Annotated in this window: 18 protein-coding genes; 2 read left to right on the top strand and 16 right to left on the bottom strand. The window is 62.0% G+C overall.

Features of this window, described 5'->3' with window-relative positions:
- Positions 1 to 34 precede the first annotated feature (34 nt).
- From minE to EB231_RS15135, 6 genes are all read right to left on the bottom strand, one after another.
- On the bottom strand, positions 35 to 307 hold the full coding sequence (gene minE / locus EB231_RS15160) for a cell division topological specificity factor MinE (RefSeq protein ID WP_172349517.1): 273 nt from the start codon (positions 305 to 307) through the stop codon (positions 35 to 37).
- Positions 304 to 1119: a septum site-determining protein MinD gene (minD, locus tag EB231_RS15155; RefSeq protein WP_172349516.1), complete on the bottom strand. Its 816-nt coding sequence runs from the start codon at positions 1117 to 1119 to the stop codon at positions 304 to 306. The genes minE and minD overlap by 4 nt, the downstream gene beginning before the upstream one ends.
- A 137-nt stretch (positions 1120 to 1256) precedes the next feature.
- The gene (minC, locus tag EB231_RS15150) at positions 1257 to 2087 is read right to left on the bottom strand and encodes a septum site-determining protein MinC (RefSeq protein ID WP_172349515.1); all 831 of its coding nucleotides are present in this window, start codon (positions 2085 to 2087) and stop codon (positions 1257 to 1259) included.
- 259 nt (positions 2088 to 2346) lie between these two features.
- A complete protein-coding gene (locus EB231_RS15145) occupies positions 2347 to 3246 on the bottom strand; it encodes an AbiTii domain-containing protein (protein WP_172349514.1) in 900 nt (299 codons plus the stop codon).
- 192 nt (positions 3247 to 3438) lie between these two features.
- The gene (locus EB231_RS15140; protein ID WP_172349513.1) at positions 3439 to 3615 is read right to left on the bottom strand and encodes a hypothetical protein; all 177 of its coding nucleotides are present in this window, start codon (positions 3613 to 3615) and stop codon (positions 3439 to 3441) included.
- A gap of 527 nt (positions 3616 to 4142) precedes the next feature.
- The gene (locus EB231_RS15135; RefSeq protein ID WP_172349512.1) at positions 4143 to 4853 is read right to left on the bottom strand and encodes an SOS response-associated peptidase; all 711 of its coding nucleotides are present in this window, start codon (positions 4851 to 4853) and stop codon (positions 4143 to 4145) included.
- Between the two features lie 455 nt (positions 4854 to 5308).
- Between EB231_RS15135 and EB231_RS15130 the strand changes: the two genes are divergently transcribed.
- Positions 5309 to 5608, top strand: coding sequence for a hypothetical protein (locus tag EB231_RS15130; RefSeq protein WP_172349511.1), 300 nt, complete (start codon positions 5309 to 5311; stop codon positions 5606 to 5608).
- Positions 5609 to 5689: 81 nt separating this feature from the next.
- On the opposite strand, the gene EB231_RS15125 is transcribed toward EB231_RS15130, so the two are convergent.
- A complete protein-coding gene (locus tag EB231_RS15125; protein ID WP_140773983.1) occupies positions 5690 to 5839 on the bottom strand; it encodes a hypothetical protein in 150 nt (49 codons plus the stop codon).
- Between the two features lie 25 nt (positions 5840 to 5864).
- On the bottom strand, positions 5865 to 6188 hold the full coding sequence (locus tag EB231_RS15120) for a DUF2934 domain-containing protein (RefSeq protein WP_172349510.1): 324 nt from the start codon (positions 6186 to 6188) through the stop codon (positions 5865 to 5867).
- Positions 6189 to 6448: 260 nt separating this feature from the next.
- On the opposite strand from EB231_RS15120, the gene EB231_RS15115 reads away from it, so the two are divergent.
- Entirely contained in the window at positions 6449 to 7807 is a 1359-nt protein-coding gene (locus EB231_RS15115; RefSeq protein WP_172349509.1) for a glycosyl hydrolase, read from the top strand.
- A gap of 62 nt (positions 7808 to 7869) precedes the next feature.
- On the opposite strand, the gene EB231_RS15110 is transcribed toward EB231_RS15115, so the two are convergent.
- From EB231_RS15110 to EB231_RS15075, 8 genes are all read right to left on the bottom strand, one after another.
- Positions 7870 to 8118, bottom strand: coding sequence for a DUF680 domain-containing protein (locus EB231_RS15110; RefSeq protein WP_172349508.1), 249 nt, complete (start codon positions 8116 to 8118; stop codon positions 7870 to 7872).
- 274 nt (positions 8119 to 8392) lie between these two features.
- Positions 8393 to 8914: a DoxX family protein gene (locus tag EB231_RS15105; protein WP_172349507.1), complete on the bottom strand. Its 522-nt coding sequence runs from the start codon at positions 8912 to 8914 to the stop codon at positions 8393 to 8395.
- Between the two features lie 271 nt (positions 8915 to 9185).
- Positions 9186 to 9665 (bottom strand): tetratricopeptide repeat protein, encoded by a 480-nt coding sequence (locus tag EB231_RS15100; protein ID WP_172349506.1) that lies wholly within the window; start codon positions 9663 to 9665, stop codon positions 9186 to 9188.
- A 31-nt stretch (positions 9666 to 9696) separates the two neighbouring features.
- Positions 9697 to 10668, bottom strand: coding sequence for an MBL fold metallo-hydrolase (locus EB231_RS15095; protein ID WP_172349505.1), 972 nt, complete (start codon positions 10666 to 10668; stop codon positions 9697 to 9699).
- 141 nt (positions 10669 to 10809) lie between these two features.
- Positions 10810 to 11058, bottom strand: coding sequence for a DUF680 domain-containing protein (locus tag EB231_RS15090; protein ID WP_172349504.1), 249 nt, complete (start codon positions 11056 to 11058; stop codon positions 10810 to 10812).
- 232 nt (positions 11059 to 11290) lie between these two features.
- A complete protein-coding gene (locus EB231_RS15085; RefSeq protein WP_172349503.1) occupies positions 11291 to 11590 on the bottom strand; it encodes a hypothetical protein in 300 nt (99 codons plus the stop codon).
- A 167-nt stretch (positions 11591 to 11757) separates the two neighbouring features.
- Positions 11758 to 12720: an AraC family transcriptional regulator gene (locus tag EB231_RS15080; RefSeq protein WP_172349502.1), complete on the bottom strand. Its 963-nt coding sequence runs from the start codon at positions 12718 to 12720 to the stop codon at positions 11758 to 11760.
- Positions 12721 to 12883: 163 nt separating this feature from the next.
- Positions 12884 to 13951 (bottom strand): helix-turn-helix domain-containing protein, encoded by a 1068-nt coding sequence (locus EB231_RS15075; RefSeq protein WP_172349501.1) that lies wholly within the window; start codon positions 13949 to 13951, stop codon positions 12884 to 12886.
- Positions 13952 to 14234 lie beyond the last annotated feature (283 nt).

Below are 14234 nucleotides of genomic sequence, written 5' to 3'. Positions count from 1 at the left end.
GATCGACCCTCCCCACAAGGGGGAGGGTAAAAAGCTATCCCGCGATCGCCATCGGCACAGCGCTCTTGTTGGGGATCTGGATATCGATCTCCAGCGTCGACATGGTCTCGCCGCGGTCCATCGAGACCTGCAGGTAATCCTGGTCGATCTGCACGTGCTTGGCGATGACGGCCATGATCTCCTCGCGCAGGATGGAGACCAGGTCGGGCTGGCTGCGGTTGCGGCGCTCATAGGCGAGCAGCACTTGCAGCCGCTCGCGCGCCACCGGCGCGCTGGAGCGCCGCTTGAAGATGTCGAGCAGGTTCATGCCGCCCTCCTTCCCAAAAGACGATCGAGGAAGCCCTTGCGCTCGAAGGGCACGATGACAGGCAATTCCTCGCCCTCAAGCCGCCTCGCGGCTTCGATGTAAGCCTTGGCCGCCGAATTGAGCGGCTCCGACAGCGTCACCGGAGAACCGAGGTTGGAGGCGCGGAGCACATCCTGGCTTTCCGGAATGATGCCGAGCAGCGGCACCGAGAGGATTTCCAGCACGTCGTCGATGCTGAGCATTTCCCCCCGCGCGGCCCGCGCCGCGTCATAGCGGGTGACCAGCACGTGCTTGGCGATCTGCTCGCCCTGTTCGGCGCGCATGGTGCGGGCGTCGAGCAGGCCGATGATGCGGTCGGAATCGCGCACCGACGACACTTCCGGATTGGTGACGATGACCGCCTCGTCGGCAAAGCGCATGGCGAGCTGCGCGCCGCGCTCGATGCCGGCCGGGCTGTCGCAGAACACGTAGTCGAACACCGAGCGCAGCTTGTCGATGACTTCGCCGACGCCCTCTTCCGTCAGCGCGTCCTTGTCGCGCGTCTGCGAGGCCGGCAGCAGGAACAGCGTCTCGACCCGCTTGTCGCGGATCAGCGCCTGCGACAGCTTTGCCGTGCCCTGGATGACGTTGACGAGGTCGAACACCACGCGGCGTTCGGCGCCCATGATCAGGTCGAGATTCCTGAGGCCGACGTCGAAATCGACGAGCGCCACCTTCTTGCCGGTCTTGGCCACGGCGGCACCGAGCGCCGCCGTCGAGGTGGTCTTGCCGACGCCCCCCTTGCCCGAAGTGACCACCACTACCTTGCCCATCAAAAAGCCTCCGTTGTTATTCGTTTTGTTGTCCCGGGCCGGCTTGCCGGCCTTCAGTCGGCCGCACCGGCTTTGTTTCTCAGTCGGCCGCCCTGACGGCCTTCGGTTCAGTCAGTCGCTTCAGCTCCCAAGTCGCTTCAGCTCAAAGTCTCGACGCGCAGGCCGTCGCCGTCGAGGAAGGCCTGCACCGGTTTTCCGCGCGACACCCCTTCCATCTCCTCGGCGGTGATGTACCAGCCGTCGACGGACAGAAGCTCGGCCTCGTTGCGGCGGCAGAAGATGCGCGCGCTCGTGTTGCCCAGCGCACCCGCCGAAGCGCGCCCGCGCAGCGTGCCGTAGACATGGATCGAGCCGGCGGCGACGATCTCCGAACCGGACGCGACCGAACCCAGCACGATGACATCGCCATGCGCATGCATGATCGCCTGGCCGGACCGGATCGGCGCCTTGATCATCAGCGTACCCGAATCATAGTGCGAAACCTGCGGCTCGCTTTCCCCGATCTTGCTTGCGCCAGCCTTGCCCTTCGCAACGATGCCGGCGTCCGCGCGGGCATCCATGCGGTGGTCCGGCGCCCTGCCCTCGGCCTTGCTGTCCGATGTGCCGGAACCCTCTTGCCCACCCTTGCGGCCCGGCAGCAGCCCATCCGTCGTCGCCTCCTTGGCGCCGACCAGCAGCGGCGGCAGGTCGGGGCCGAGCGAGGCCCCTTCAAGCTCGATGGCATAGATGCGAATGCCGCGCGTACCAAGCTCCGCCACCAGCGCCGCGATCTCGCTCGGCTGCGGCTTCAAAACGTTCAGATCCAGCAACACCGGCCGCCCGGCAAAATAGCCCGGCGAGTTGCCGATCCAGTGATCCAGCCCCTGCAGCCACTCCACCATGGGCGCTTCCGGGGTCAATGTGAAAGCGACGAAAGAACGGGCACGAAAGCGAATGGATTTGGCCTCGAGGGGAGCGGCAAAGGTCACGGCTGGCGAATCCTTACTGAGAGGTAAACGCTAGCGAGGGAATGGTTAACGAATGGTTAATGAGGGGTGGTGGATGCCGGAATCGGCGTTGCTGAAAACCTCGCATCACGAGTTTTGCGTCGCAGACATTACCTCGTGTGCGAGGTAAGGGTTGGAGCGGACACTCCCTCGGCCAAGTCAACTCCTGAAAAGTCCAAGGGCATGAAGCGTACCAACGACGCAACATTGCAAGATTTCCGGGAATGGGAATATGGTTGGATTACGATCCAAGCAGCTTGATAGCGGAGGCTATCAGCGACATTGCCCCCTCGGCAGTGAGGTTACCAGCAGCACCAACAAGTGCCTCCCGAGCGTCAGAGAGAAGCCCTTTCAAACGTCCAGTGTTCGGTTTCTCATTCGTGACCTCACCCTCAATCGATTCTATAGCCCTGTTTAAGCGCGGCACGTCAGCACCGGCCCTTTCTAAATCCGGCACCGATTCCCGAATCTTGCGAACGATCTCCAAAATCTGGCTGGTGGAAGAGAGCGTGACACTGATGTCACCAGCCGTGTTTCCGGTGCCCATGTTGCCCGCGAAAGTTCCTATGGAGTTTATGTTGTAAGTCACTGCCGCCTCTCTCGCCAAAGTCCGTTCACTATCGTTGAAGGAAAAGCCCTCGCCAGAAATTCCTGCTTTTTCCAGACCGATTGCCCAATCAAGGATGAGGTTTCTTACCGAGTCCACTACACTTTGAACTTGGCTAATTGAGAGGTGAACAGCCATTCGGCCAAATTTGACACGCATGTCCCTATTTAAAGAGTTTATGATACTCGCAGGAAGCGGCATCTCAACATGCCCTTTCGAACGAGAAATCGTGTCTTCAAGCGAAGAGAGGGACTGTTTAGTGTCACACCTAGAAAGAAGGTCGTTGACCTCTTGATCGTCCAAAATTATCGGTATCCAGCCGTTATAGGGATTGAACGCCTGTGGACGACCATAGAGTATTCTGTAGTCCGGGAGTTCCGTGGTCCCATAGCCGTTTAATTCGTGCTCCACCCAATCTTCGATTTTCGTAAGCTTTAGCTTTGCCGCTGCTAACTTCACTTTGCGGAGAATGGTCGACACTGGGACATTTGGATTGAGCGCATCCCGCTGGATTTCTTCGACCAAACCGCTCATTTTTACCTCCCCAAAACTGTACCACGCTCCCTATGTTGAGAGTGTAGTTATGCGTTTTCCACCCATGATGCTGTCGGTATCCAGCGCATGCGGCTTAAACGATTTGAGGACGGAGGCACAAGCCGCTAGAAGCGACTGACATCAGCTACTGTGTCCGATGCACTTCCCATTACACTGCAAAAGCGATGCATGTCATTGGGGCCGCCGTGATCCAGAAAGCGCATCAAGCCGCTGTTGAAGGTGGCCATTGAGCACGATCATTTCCTTAAGCGCCTTAACGGAATCGCCCTTGTGAAGCGCAATGAACTTGTCGGCGGTCGCTTGCAGTGCCGCCTCTTGACGGCTGTCGAGCCTAACAATGCGGTCCATTTTCAACACTCCTAACGCGTCTATCATTGCAGTGAACAAAAACGGAACAAAATTGTCAAGGTCGAATTGACTCGGCAAGGAATGAATTCCTATTCGCATCTCATGCCTGAACAACCACCCAAACGCCGAACAACGATCTGGTACCTTAGTTCCGCCGTCCAGCATGGGCAGTTGATATGGGTTGATTGCGGGTATTGTCACGATCGCTATGGACGACGCTATTACGATCCAGGCGACCTCATCAAGCTCTTTGGCGATACCGACGTGAACCGCCTCAGCCGCGCGATGAAATGCGAGCGGTGCGGTCGAAAAGACAACATTGAATGCGATGTTATCGTGCCTGTCGCAGCCGAGCGTGCGAGGATGACCGTGCGCCGCCTGGTTAAGATAAAAGTGCGGAAAAGCCCTGTCTGGCAGGACGATTAGCGGCGCATGCGACGAACGATCCCAATGACCAAAATCGCCAGCACAAGAGCAATCGTGAACGACGGCGCAGCGTCGAACAGTATTCGAAGGCCGCCATTCATCTAGAACAGCGAGCCTTGGGCTGGCGCCGGCGGTGCCTGCGTTGGGAACTTGATCTGTGTGGCCGGCTTTTCGACTATCACCAAGGCATCATCCGGGGCAGTCCGTTGCATATGCCGCGCTTCGGACCACGGCGCGGTTAGCCAGGCATCCACTTCGTCAGTTGTAGTCAGGATCACCGGCATTGCCTTTTCATGGATCGGCGCAATGAGCGCGTTCGGCTTAGTGGTCATGAAGCCGTAAAGCTCGAAATCGCCGGGACCGTCTTTGACCCTGCGAACACCGTGCCACGGCGTCCACATGCCGGCGAAGAAGAATGGCGATCTGTCGGGACGGGCAAACCAATAATTGCGCTGAATACCGGTCTCAGGGTCCTTGTCATTCGGCGTTGGGCTAGGCTCTGCAAAACTCGTCACAGGAACGACGCAACGGTTTTCCACGCCAACATATTGCTGCCAATGGGCGTATTGCGGGTTGCGAATGTTGGTCGTGCCGTAGTCGGCTTTACCCTTCACTCGCTCTATCGGCGTTGGCATTCCCCAAAGCAGCTTCGCTAGCTCGCGCTGACCATCAGGCGCGTTCCGCACGACCGGTCCCGGCATATTGGGGTAAATATCAACGGATGGTTCAAGGTTGCCCATGATGTCGCGCAACGCGCGCGTCCACTCGCGAATGGCGTCTTGGCTAGTGGTGATGTTGTAGAGATTGCACATTGGAGGCACGGTGCCCCATTGTGATCAACATGCCAACCCTAATCAAAGTGCACAGGCAACAAAATGGTTCGCGTAATTCCGTCCTGAGCGAATTCTATCAACTTCGGATCTGTCAGTCTATCAGTTGATGAATTAATTCAGATTATTGAAGGTCAACAATTCACAAAGGTTTCGGCGAAAAACAAGAGCATCGCCTTCGATGATTTGGCCGATATAAAAAAGAACAAGGCCCTTTTGGTTGGCAACCCAACCCTAAGGTGCGATGATATCGGAGGTTGCCCAAAGGAAAGACACAAAGATTGTCGCTGGAGACGGACCATTCGAGATAGTGAATGAAGCTGCTCTCTTCGGCTACGTACTGAAATCAAGGGGTCTACGGCTACCTTCTCGCCGTGCTACGGCAAAAAGTTCGACGTGATATCAGCAAGCTTCAGCGAACTAAGCATGACTGCAGCGTGGCCCCACCGCCCGACCAGACCCCGTTCAACGTCAACTGCCAAAACGCCGACGAGAGTTGGGTGGCGTTTGCACCGATGTTGGCTGGCCAAAAAAACGTTCCGCTAGGGTCCACATATGAAGCCGCCGAGAACGAGGTGCAGTTGTCGGATCAGGTCAAAGCTGTGCTTGCCGGGGTGACGCAGATCCGAAATTGCAACCAATCAATCGTCGGTACCGACAAGGACGGCCTAGCTGTGATCCAGATATTTCTCACGCCGGACAAGCTCAACGTGCCCGACAAACGAAGCCCTAGCTAGGGAATCAACGTGGACTTGCGGCGGAGAACCGCTCGGCCTCTTTCGTAGGATTAATGGTGGCAGGGTGACGACTACAGCCCCTCAATGCCGCTTGAAATACTGCACCTCCTTCTCATGCTTCTCCGCTGCTTCCCGCGTCTCGAACGTCCCCAAATTCCGCCGTTTCCCGGTCTTCTCGTCCTTCTTGCGGGAATAAAGCCGGTATTTGCCGTCCTTGAGCTTGCGGATCATCTCGCTCTCCCTTGTCCAGGATCGATCAGGATTTGCGCCTGGCCTTGAGGCTGCGGGCGGCTTGTTCCGTCGCCGCGCGGTCGGCGCCCAGGCGGTCGATCAGGTCCTGCGCCTCGTCGCCCGACAGGCCGGTGCGCACGGCGAGCTGCTCGACCTCCAGCACGTCGGTGCTGGCGATTTCGCGGGTCTGCGGCAGGGCATCATCGGCTGTCAGCGGCAGGGCGGCTTCCCGGTCGATCTCCATTTCGGCCTGGTGCCAGTGGCGCTCGTGGTCGCCATGGGCGCCGCCTTCGCGCTGCCAGATGGCGTAGGCGCGGTCTCGGATCTTGTCGTTGCGGTCGTCGGTCATCGTCGTTCTCCCTTGGTGTTCGGGAAGAACGCCGCGCCTGCGCGAACGATCCAAAAATTTTGCGTGATCGCTGGCCCGGGTCGGATCGCATCAGCGAGGCGCCGGGCCCACCGGCGCGGCCACCGCCGTGCTCGGCCGGATCAGTTGCGACCTCGGCGCCATGAACCGTCGAGGAGATCGCCCGTTCGGTCGCGATCATGCAGGCGGGCTAACCAAAGGTGGGCGATGCGCCATGGAAAGACGTGTTAGAGTCCCAGGCGATGATCACCACTTCCAAAATGCTTCACTTCCTCGTCGGCGCGTGGTTGGCGCTGGCACCCATATCGCCTCGCCATGCGCTTGCAGCACCCCAAACCGCCGTTGCGACGAACGACTTTCTCAACAGCATCGGCGTCGTTTCCACATTCCCGGATCGAGGCCAGCCGCTGGCCAAGACGATCGAGATGGTCCGCTATTGCGGCTTTCGATGGGTAAGAGCCGGAATAGAAGGTCTGAGCGACGACGGCCCCACAACCATCCAGACCTTTCTCGATCTGCATCGCGAAACCGGAGTGCTGCTGAATTGGGGATTGGTCAGTGGGGGAACCGACGTGAAGAAGCTGGTCGAAACGGGCAAGGTGCTTGCCGAAGCCGGCGCGCTGCTCGCATTCGAGGGCAACAACGAGCCGAACAACTGGGGCGTCACCTATCAGGGCGAGAAAGGCGGCGGCAGGGAGCCTTCGTGGATGGCCGTCGCCAAGCTTCAGCGCGATCTTTACCAGGCTGTCAAAAGTGATCCTGTGCTTGCGAAGTATCCTGTCTGGTCGATCTCGGAACCCGGCGCGCAGCGAGACAATGTCGGTCTTCAGTTCCTGACGATCCCGCCCGGCGCGCAAACCCGGATGCCGGACGGCACGAAATATGCCGACTACGCCAATGTGCACAACTACATCTATCACTCGCATTCGCCGTATCCGGCGGACAACAAGACGTGGCGCGCCGCCGATCCAACCGCCGCATCCAGGGTGGACGGGTTGTTCGGCAACTTCGGCGTCACCTGGGCGAGAGGGTTCTTGGGCTACACCCAGGAGCAACTCGATACGCTGCCGCGGGTCACGACCGAGACCGGGGTGGCAATCGGAGGCATGGTCACGGAACAAATGCACGGCTTGAACTTGATGAGCATGTACCTTGCGCAGTTCAAGCGCGGCTACGCCTACACATCGGTCTATCTGTTGCGGGACCGTACCGACGAAGGCGGCAACCAGTCTTTCGGCTTCTACAAGGCTGATTATTCACCCCGCATGGCCGCCATCTACCTTCACAACCTTACGACGATTTTGGCGGATAAAGGCGCCCTCGCCAAACCCGGCCAGCTCGACTTCACCATCGCGGACCAACCCGAAACCGTTCACGACCTGCTCCTGCAGCACAGCGACGGCACGTTCCAACTTGTCGTGTGGAACGAACGTTTGACCGGTCAGGACCGCTTGACGATCCATTTCGGCGAAAAGCAGACGTCGGTAAAAACCTACGATCCAACAATTGGCGTCGACCCCATCCAGACACTGAGCAATTTGCGTTCGCTGGAAATTACGCTCAGCGACCATCCGATCATCATCGCGCTTTCGCCCGGATGAAACGATCCAGGCGGCGGGCAAGCCCGCCGCCTGGCTGTCGGCCGTGCTGGCCGGCCTTGAGGTCAGCGGCCCCAGATGCCCTGGCCATAGCCCGATGCGGGCATGCCGGAGGTCGCATTGGACCCGGCCGCGCTGTCGGTGATGCTCTTGGTGATACCCTGGTCGACCGCGCCGCCGGACATCATCGCATGGGTGGTGGTCGGGTAGCTGCTGACGGCGGGGACGAAGTCCGAGCCGAAATGGTCGCTGCCGGCAAAAGCCATGCCGGACGCAAACAGGAACGCAGCAGTAGCCAAAATGATCTTCTTCATTTCAAGTCTCCATCTTTCAAAAGGTGACATCGACCTCGACGCGCCGCCCGCACGCGTCCTTGAGGCTGTCTGTTCATGGTCTCGGGCGAAACCGGCCAGCCGCGACCCTCACTGGATCCTTGCGGTTGCCGGCTTCAGCGCTCGGTTCGTCGTTGCGCTGTTGGCGGCTTCAATAAGGGGCTGGTGTTTGTGCCAGCGTGGGTGCCGGCGTGGTAAGAACCGCCCGGAGAGTGGGATTTTGCGTGGAATGCGGCAGGAAAGCGCTGCGCGCGCCTCAAACCGGCAGCCTTACATCCACCGTGAAGTCGTTCTCCAGCGCCAGCAATGCCCTGACCATTTCCTTGTCGCGCTGCCGCTTCCGCAGATAGAGACCCAGCAGCCAGTCCAGCGAGATCCGCCCGGCCCCGGCGGCGGCCAGCACGAACATGCCGCCCGATATGGCCAGGTCCTTTTCGAAATGCAGCAGCTCGTTCTGGCTGGCGAAGTTGGTGTGGAACAGCAAGGCTGTGGACAGGCAGAACAGGCCGAGCCCGATGCCGCCCAGCCGCGTCAGCAGGCCTGTTGCCACCGAGAGCCCTGCCCCCAGTTGCAGCGCGATGGTGGCGACGAACAGCGGCAGGCCGACACCTTGAGTTGCCATCGCCTTGGCGGCGGCTTCGAAATGGGTGGCCAGCGTCACGCCCTCATGCAGGAAGATGAGGGACAAAAGCAGCCGGCCCGCGAGCAGGGCCACGTCGCTGACATAGAGCTTGGTGGCGAGGGCGTGCAGCTTCTCGGTGATTTCGGTCGGTATCATGGTCAGGCTCCAATTTTGGTAACAGGCCAATTTTGGTAACAGGCGGGCGCCGCACGCCCGGTCGGGCGCGCCGATGGCGCTGCGATGTCGGTTGTTCGAAAAGGCCGGAGCCGGCTCGAGGGAGAGGCGCCGGCTCCGGCAATGGGCGCCAGCCACGAGCGCCCGAACTGGTGGTGGAGGACTGGAGCGGTCAGGGCCAGTCCCCCACTCCGGCCGCTTCGCGGCCACCTCTCCCCCGCCCCCGCGGAGGGAAAGGAAATGGGTCGCGGTCTTACTGCGTCACCTTGATGTCGATGGCCTTTTGCAGGTCGGAAAGCTCGTCGCAGCCGGCGGGGCAGAGTTTCTGCAGCGAGGCCAGCTGCTCCTTGGCCTTGGCCATGTCGCCGGTCTCGACATAGAGCTCGCCCAGATATTCGCGGGCGGCCTTGTGGTCGGGCTTCAGCTCCAGCGCCTTGTTGTAATAGGTCAGCGCGGTGGTGAAATCGCCGGTCTTGCGCAGCGTGAAGCCGAGCAAATTGTAGACGTCGGCCTGCTGGTTGTCCTGCGCGAGGTCGCGCAGATCGACCAGCGCGCCCTTGTAGTCCTTGGCGGCGATCTTGGCCTGGACGGCGGTCAGGTCGGGCGCATCAGTGCCCTCGATGTCGTCGACCGCATAGGCCGGCATGATCGTCGCGACGGGAACCACGGTCAGCACGGCAATGGCGCCGAGCAGGCCGTAGAGGGCGTGCTTGCCCAGATAGGATTGTTTCATTGTCTTTCTCGCTTGGTTTGGGTTGCCGCGTTCAGATCTGAACCGGCGTGAAGCCATAGGCATTGCCGTCCTTGACGAAGACGCCGGTGCCCGGGAACGGGAAGTGCGAACCGGAAATGCGGATGTTGTCCGCAATCACCCGGTCGATGATCTTGTGGCGCGTGGTGATGGCGGTGGGCCCATCCTGGTCGTAGCTGCCCTGCCATTCCGGATGCGGCGCCAGAAGGGCCGGCACATACATGGTGTCGGCCGAGATCATCAGCTGTTCCTTGCCGGAATTGGCGAGGTAGACAGAATGGCCCGGCGTGTGGCCGGGCGCGGCGATGATCTGGATGCCGGGCGCCACTTCCGCGCCGTCCTGAACCAGCTTCCAGTTCTTCCATTTCGGGAAGTTTTCGGCGATGCGCTTGCCCGCCGGCTTGCGCCCCTCCGGCAGCTTGGCCAGCCGGCTCGGATCGGTCCACCAATTGTATTCGGTGGCGTTGACGATCAGCTCGGCATTGGGGAACACCGGCGTGTTGGTGCCCTTCTCCATCAGGCCCCAGACATGGTCGGGGTGGAAATGCGAGATCATGATGGTGTCGATCGCCTTGTAGTCGATGCCGGCGGCGGCCATGTTGGCCGGCAGGTGCGTGGCGTTGGCCTGCCACTGGCCAACGCCCGAGCCCGCATCCATCATGATCAGCCTGCCGCCCATCTTGAGCACGACGACGGTGAGCGGGATGGGCATGAAGTCGGTGGTCAGCCCCGCCTTGGCGAGGGCCGCCTTGGTCTCGTCGACCGAGACATCCTTGATGAAGGCCGGGTCGTGCGGCTTCTTCCAGATGCCGTCATAGATGGCGGTCACCTCGATATCGCCGACCGTGTATTTGTAGAAGCCGATGGTCGGCTCGACCAGCAGCTCCGCGAAAGCGGGACGCGTGAATTCGAGCTTGCCGGCAAGGCCGAAGGCGGCAGCGGCGGCGGCGGATTGAAGCACTGTGCGGCGTGTCATGCTGAACATGGTGGTCTCCTGTGGGGTTGCGGTGGCGGCAAAAGTCGGAAGGCGAGAAATTCCGGGGGTGACGGAGGGCCACGCCACATGGCCCTCCGTCCTGAGTGCGGACCGGGTCGGGACCTCGAGGAGGGGTCGCGACCCCTGAACTCAGTTGCCCGGCACAGGCGGGCCGACGAATTCGCCCGCATCAGTCTGGGGAGCGGCCTGGCTGGGACCGGTCGTCACCTTGGTGTCGACCTTGTTCTGACGCGCCTTGTGGGGGATCGAGGCGGTGGCGTTGCTCTCGACGGCGGCAAGCGGCTGGTTTGCCGTGTCGGCGTTGAAATGGTCGCTGCCGGCAAAGGCAGCACTCGAGGCAAGCAACATCGCAGCCACGCCGAGAGCGAGCTTGGTCATTTCCAAAAATCCTTGTTTCGTTTTCTTCGGGTCGCGGGTCGTATTGGCCCCGCTGTAGTGAAGACCCGGCGGGGTGGTGCTTTATTCCCGGGGGCGGTGAGATTTTTTTGAAAGAGAGGATTTCACGGCGGCGCGGCCAGCCAGGCGCTTTCCGCCAGGTGCATCGCCTGGACGCACAAAGGCGCCGGCGCAGCGCGCCGACGCCTCCGATAGTGCGCCAGGCCGGCGCCGCTTACGGGCAGGTCTTCTTGCCGCAGACCGCGATGCAGATCGCCTCGTTGGAGCAGGTGTAGGTCTTTTTGGAACTGGTGCCGGATGAAGAGCCGCCGCTGGAGGCGGCGAGTTGTCCGGACGCGCCGAGGTCCAGCGCCTTCATGTCGCGATTGCTGGCGCTGATCTTGCCGCATGTCTCGCTGCCGCAGACGGCCCTGCAGATCGCCGGGTTCATGCATTTGTAGGCCGCGAAGACCTCGGTTGGAAGAAGGGCGCAGAAAACCGAGATGCCGAGAATCCACCTTTTCGCCGCACGCATTGTTGCCTCCTGTGGCCAGGTTTCCTGATGTCGCGGAGGCCCGGCCGCCCAGCCTCCGTTCCCGCGCGTGCCTCCGGCACCGCGTCCGCCGTGCGACTATGCGGATGCCAAGCCATGGGCGTATCGCACGGGCGGCACAGGCGGATGGCACTGACGGAACAGGCGCCTCACTGCGCCAGGCCGGCGCGCACCTCGGAAGGTGTCATCCGATAACGCGACCGGAACTGCCGGTAGAAGGTCGACGGCTCGACCAGCCCGGCCTCGAAGGCGAGATCGGCGATCGGCCTTGCCGCGAAAAGCGGGCTGGCGAGCTGCCGGTGGATCCGCTCCAGCCGCCTTTGCATGACATAGTCGGAAAAGCCCTGCCCTTCCTCGGCGAAAAGACGCCTGATGTAGCGCGGGCTGAGCCCAAGGCCCCGTCCCGCCATCTCCGCCGACAGCCGCGCTCTGTGCAAATTCTCCTCGATATAGCGCTTGATGGCCTCGATGCGCGCGGCGCGGACGCCGCGCCCGGCGATCACCTCGCCCACCTCGCGGCTGGTTCCGACCGCCGCGGCGAACAGATCGGCAATGTGCTGGGCGGCCAGCGGCGCCAGCTTGGCGCTCATCCCGCCGCGCGCCACCGCCGTGACATAGGCCAGGAGAAGCCGCGCCTCCGGCGTGCCGGGGTTGATCGCGTCGGGCCTGAGATCGCCGACATGGCGCACCAGCGGCTCGAGCGTCGACCTGTCGAAGCGGGCGCAGATGGTCCAGTCCCCGCCTGGCGCCCTGGCGCGCCAGCGTTCCTCCATTGGCATGATGCAGGGTGCGCCGGCCGGCGTCTCCACGGTTCCCTGGCCTGGCGTGTCGAAGCCCCAGCCACCCGCGATCCAGGACACGACGAGATCGTCATTGGCGTCCTGCCGCAAGGCTGCCGTGCGTTCCCAGGCCATCGGCGAGACCTTGCCCTCGGCCACGCTCACCCCGGGCAGCAAAAGGGTGGAGGCGCTCAGATGCAGCGCGCCGCGATCGAGCGGAGCAAGGTCCAGCCGCATGCAGATGCGGCCGTAGAATTCGCGCACGGCCGCTTCGCGCTCGCGGTCCGCGATCTCGTCCGTGGACAGGACGATGACATTGTCCTGGCTGGCCACCTGTGTCCGTCCCCCGTTCTTCCGATTGGTTTTCGTGCGGGCGGCGGCGGCAATTCAAGGCCTGTGTGAACGCTCCGCGCAAATGTGGCGGCAGGCGCAAGGAATGTGGCCGTGGGCGCAAAACCGGCACCGGATTGCTGGCCGGCGCGACCCAGGCATGGCCCTAGCGGAGGTCGCGGATCCAGCGCCACAGGGTGCGGTCAGGCCCATGTCCGGCGGGCAGGCCGCGCCCCTGCGCGGCGAGCGCCCGCATCTCGCGTGGCGTCATGTCGAAGCAACGCCGGAAAGCACGGACAAAACTCTTGCGGTGGCCGAAGCCGTAGCGGTCGGCGATCTCGCCGATGGCTTCGTGCCGGCGGGCGGGATCGACGAGCTCGGCGCGGCAGCGGCGCAGCCTTTCCTCCTGGATATATCTGGAAAGGCCGCCATACGGCTCGAACAGGTAATAGAGCTTGCGCGTCGAAATGCCGAACAGCGCGGCTATCGTTGCGGCGGTAAGGTCCCGGCTGCCGACATGCCTGTCGATGTGGCGGCGGATTTCGCCGGCCAGCGCCAGCTGCACCGAAGCGGCGTTTGCCTCCGCCACGGCCGAATTGATGGCCGCGGCGGCAAGGTCCAGCGTCGGCCTGGTCACTGCTTCGGCGTCCTGGCCGCTCATGGCGGGCGCTGCCTCGTAGAGGCCGAGGAGATGGCCGCGCAACAGCGCCGTCAAAGGGGCATTGCCTGGGATGACGCGCAGATTGTGCTCGTCCGGCGCCTTCAGAAGCGGCGCCAGCAGGCGGCGCGGCATGGTCAGGTTGAGGCTGTCGATGCCGGACGTCCCCGTCGACTGGACCTGCGCCAGGTCGGAGACGATCAGGTCTCCCGGGCATGCCTTTTCATCCGGCCCGCCGTCGCGCCGGCCGTGGCTGCCCCGCAGGCAGACCTGCAAGGTGATCTGGTCGAGACCGTCGCGTCCGATGCGGGCGCGCGAGCGGTCGAAGTTCTGCGCGACGCATCGGTACGAACTGAGTGCGATCTCGCCGAAATAAAATGCTTCCGCATGGACATGGAACTGGTCCTCGCCGCCATTGCGCAGCCGAACGTCATAGAAGAAACCCATGTTCTCCTGCCAGAGCGCGACCGCGTCCCTGGGCGCCAGGCCCGCCGTGTCCAGCACGGAACGCGGCACCCCGCGCCCCACGGGAGCCCTCCCCGGCACCACGTCCTGACCGTTGCCTCCCGCTGCCATCCGCCACGTTCCTCCGCGAACCGCGCAGCATAGGCATGCATACCGGGCCGCGACAACACCGGGTCTTACGCCATCGCGGGCCGGTTCCTCCGGCCCCTCCCCGTGTTCGCGATGTCTCGCTCAGACACAATTCAGAAACAAGTTTCAACAGTTCGGAAAAACTGGCGAAAAGATCGGATGCCATAACCATCCCGCGGGGGACTGCGGGGATTTCCTTTTTGGAAGCTTCGGTCCTCACCAACAAGGGTCAAATCGCAGCGGCGGCACAGCCGAAAATGCCTGC

Source organism: Mesorhizobium sp. NZP2298, from assembly GCF_013170825.1.
Taxonomy (GTDB): Bacteria; Pseudomonadota; Alphaproteobacteria; order Rhizobiales; family Rhizobiaceae; genus Mesorhizobium.
The sequence above is the reverse complement of the archived record's forward strand: the minus strand, read 5'-3'. Positions and strand labels throughout refer to the sequence as shown.

What these genes read in the sequence shown, in the direction of transcription:
- minE (WP_172349517.1), bottom strand. Translation starts at nt 307, where the DNA reads ATGAACCTGCTCGACATCTTCAAGCGGCGCTCCAGCGCGCCGGTGGCG.
- minD (WP_172349516.1), bottom strand. Translation starts at nt 1,119, where the DNA reads ATGGGCAAGGTAGTGGTGGTCACTTCGGGCAAGGGGGGCGTCGGCAAG.
- EB231_RS15145 (WP_172349514.1), bottom strand. Translation starts at nt 3,246, where the DNA reads ATGAGCGGTTTGGTCGAAGAAATCCAGCGGGATGCGCTCAATCCAAAT.
- EB231_RS15140 (WP_172349513.1), bottom strand. Translation starts at nt 3,615, where the DNA reads ATGGACCGCATTGTTAGGCTCGACAGCCGTCAAGAGGCGGCACTGCAA.
- EB231_RS15135 (WP_172349512.1), bottom strand. Translation starts at nt 4,853, where the DNA reads ATGTGCAATCTCTACAACATCACCACTAGCCAAGACGCCATTCGCGAG.
- EB231_RS15125 (WP_140773983.1), bottom strand. Translation starts at nt 5,839, where the DNA reads ATGATCCGCAAGCTCAAGGACGGCAAATACCGGCTTTATTCCCGCAAG.
- EB231_RS15120 (WP_172349510.1), bottom strand. Translation starts at nt 6,188, where the DNA reads ATGACCGACGACCGCAACGACAAGATCCGAGACCGCGCCTACGCCATC.
- EB231_RS15115 (WP_172349509.1), top strand. Translation starts at nt 6,449, where the DNA reads ATGATCACCACTTCCAAAATGCTTCACTTCCTCGTCGGCGCGTGGTTG.
- EB231_RS15110 (WP_172349508.1), bottom strand. Translation starts at nt 8,118, where the DNA reads ATGAAGAAGATCATTTTGGCTACTGCTGCGTTCCTGTTTGCGTCCGGC.
- EB231_RS15105 (WP_172349507.1), bottom strand. Translation starts at nt 8,914, where the DNA reads ATGATACCGACCGAAATCACCGAGAAGCTGCACGCCCTCGCCACCAAG.
- EB231_RS15100 (WP_172349506.1), bottom strand. Translation starts at nt 9,665, where the DNA reads ATGAAACAATCCTATCTGGGCAAGCACGCCCTCTACGGCCTGCTCGGC.
- EB231_RS15095 (WP_172349505.1), bottom strand. Translation starts at nt 10,668, where the DNA reads ATGTTCAGCATGACACGCCGCACAGTGCTTCAATCCGCCGCCGCCGCT.
- EB231_RS15090 (WP_172349504.1), bottom strand. Translation starts at nt 11,058, where the DNA reads ATGACCAAGCTCGCTCTCGGCGTGGCTGCGATGTTGCTTGCCTCGAGT.
- EB231_RS15085 (WP_172349503.1), bottom strand. Translation starts at nt 11,590, where the DNA reads ATGCGTGCGGCGAAAAGGTGGATTCTCGGCATCTCGGTTTTCTGCGCC.
- EB231_RS15075 (WP_172349501.1), bottom strand. Translation starts at nt 13,951, where the DNA reads ATGGCAGCGGGAGGCAACGGTCAGGACGTGGTGCCGGGGAGGGCTCCC.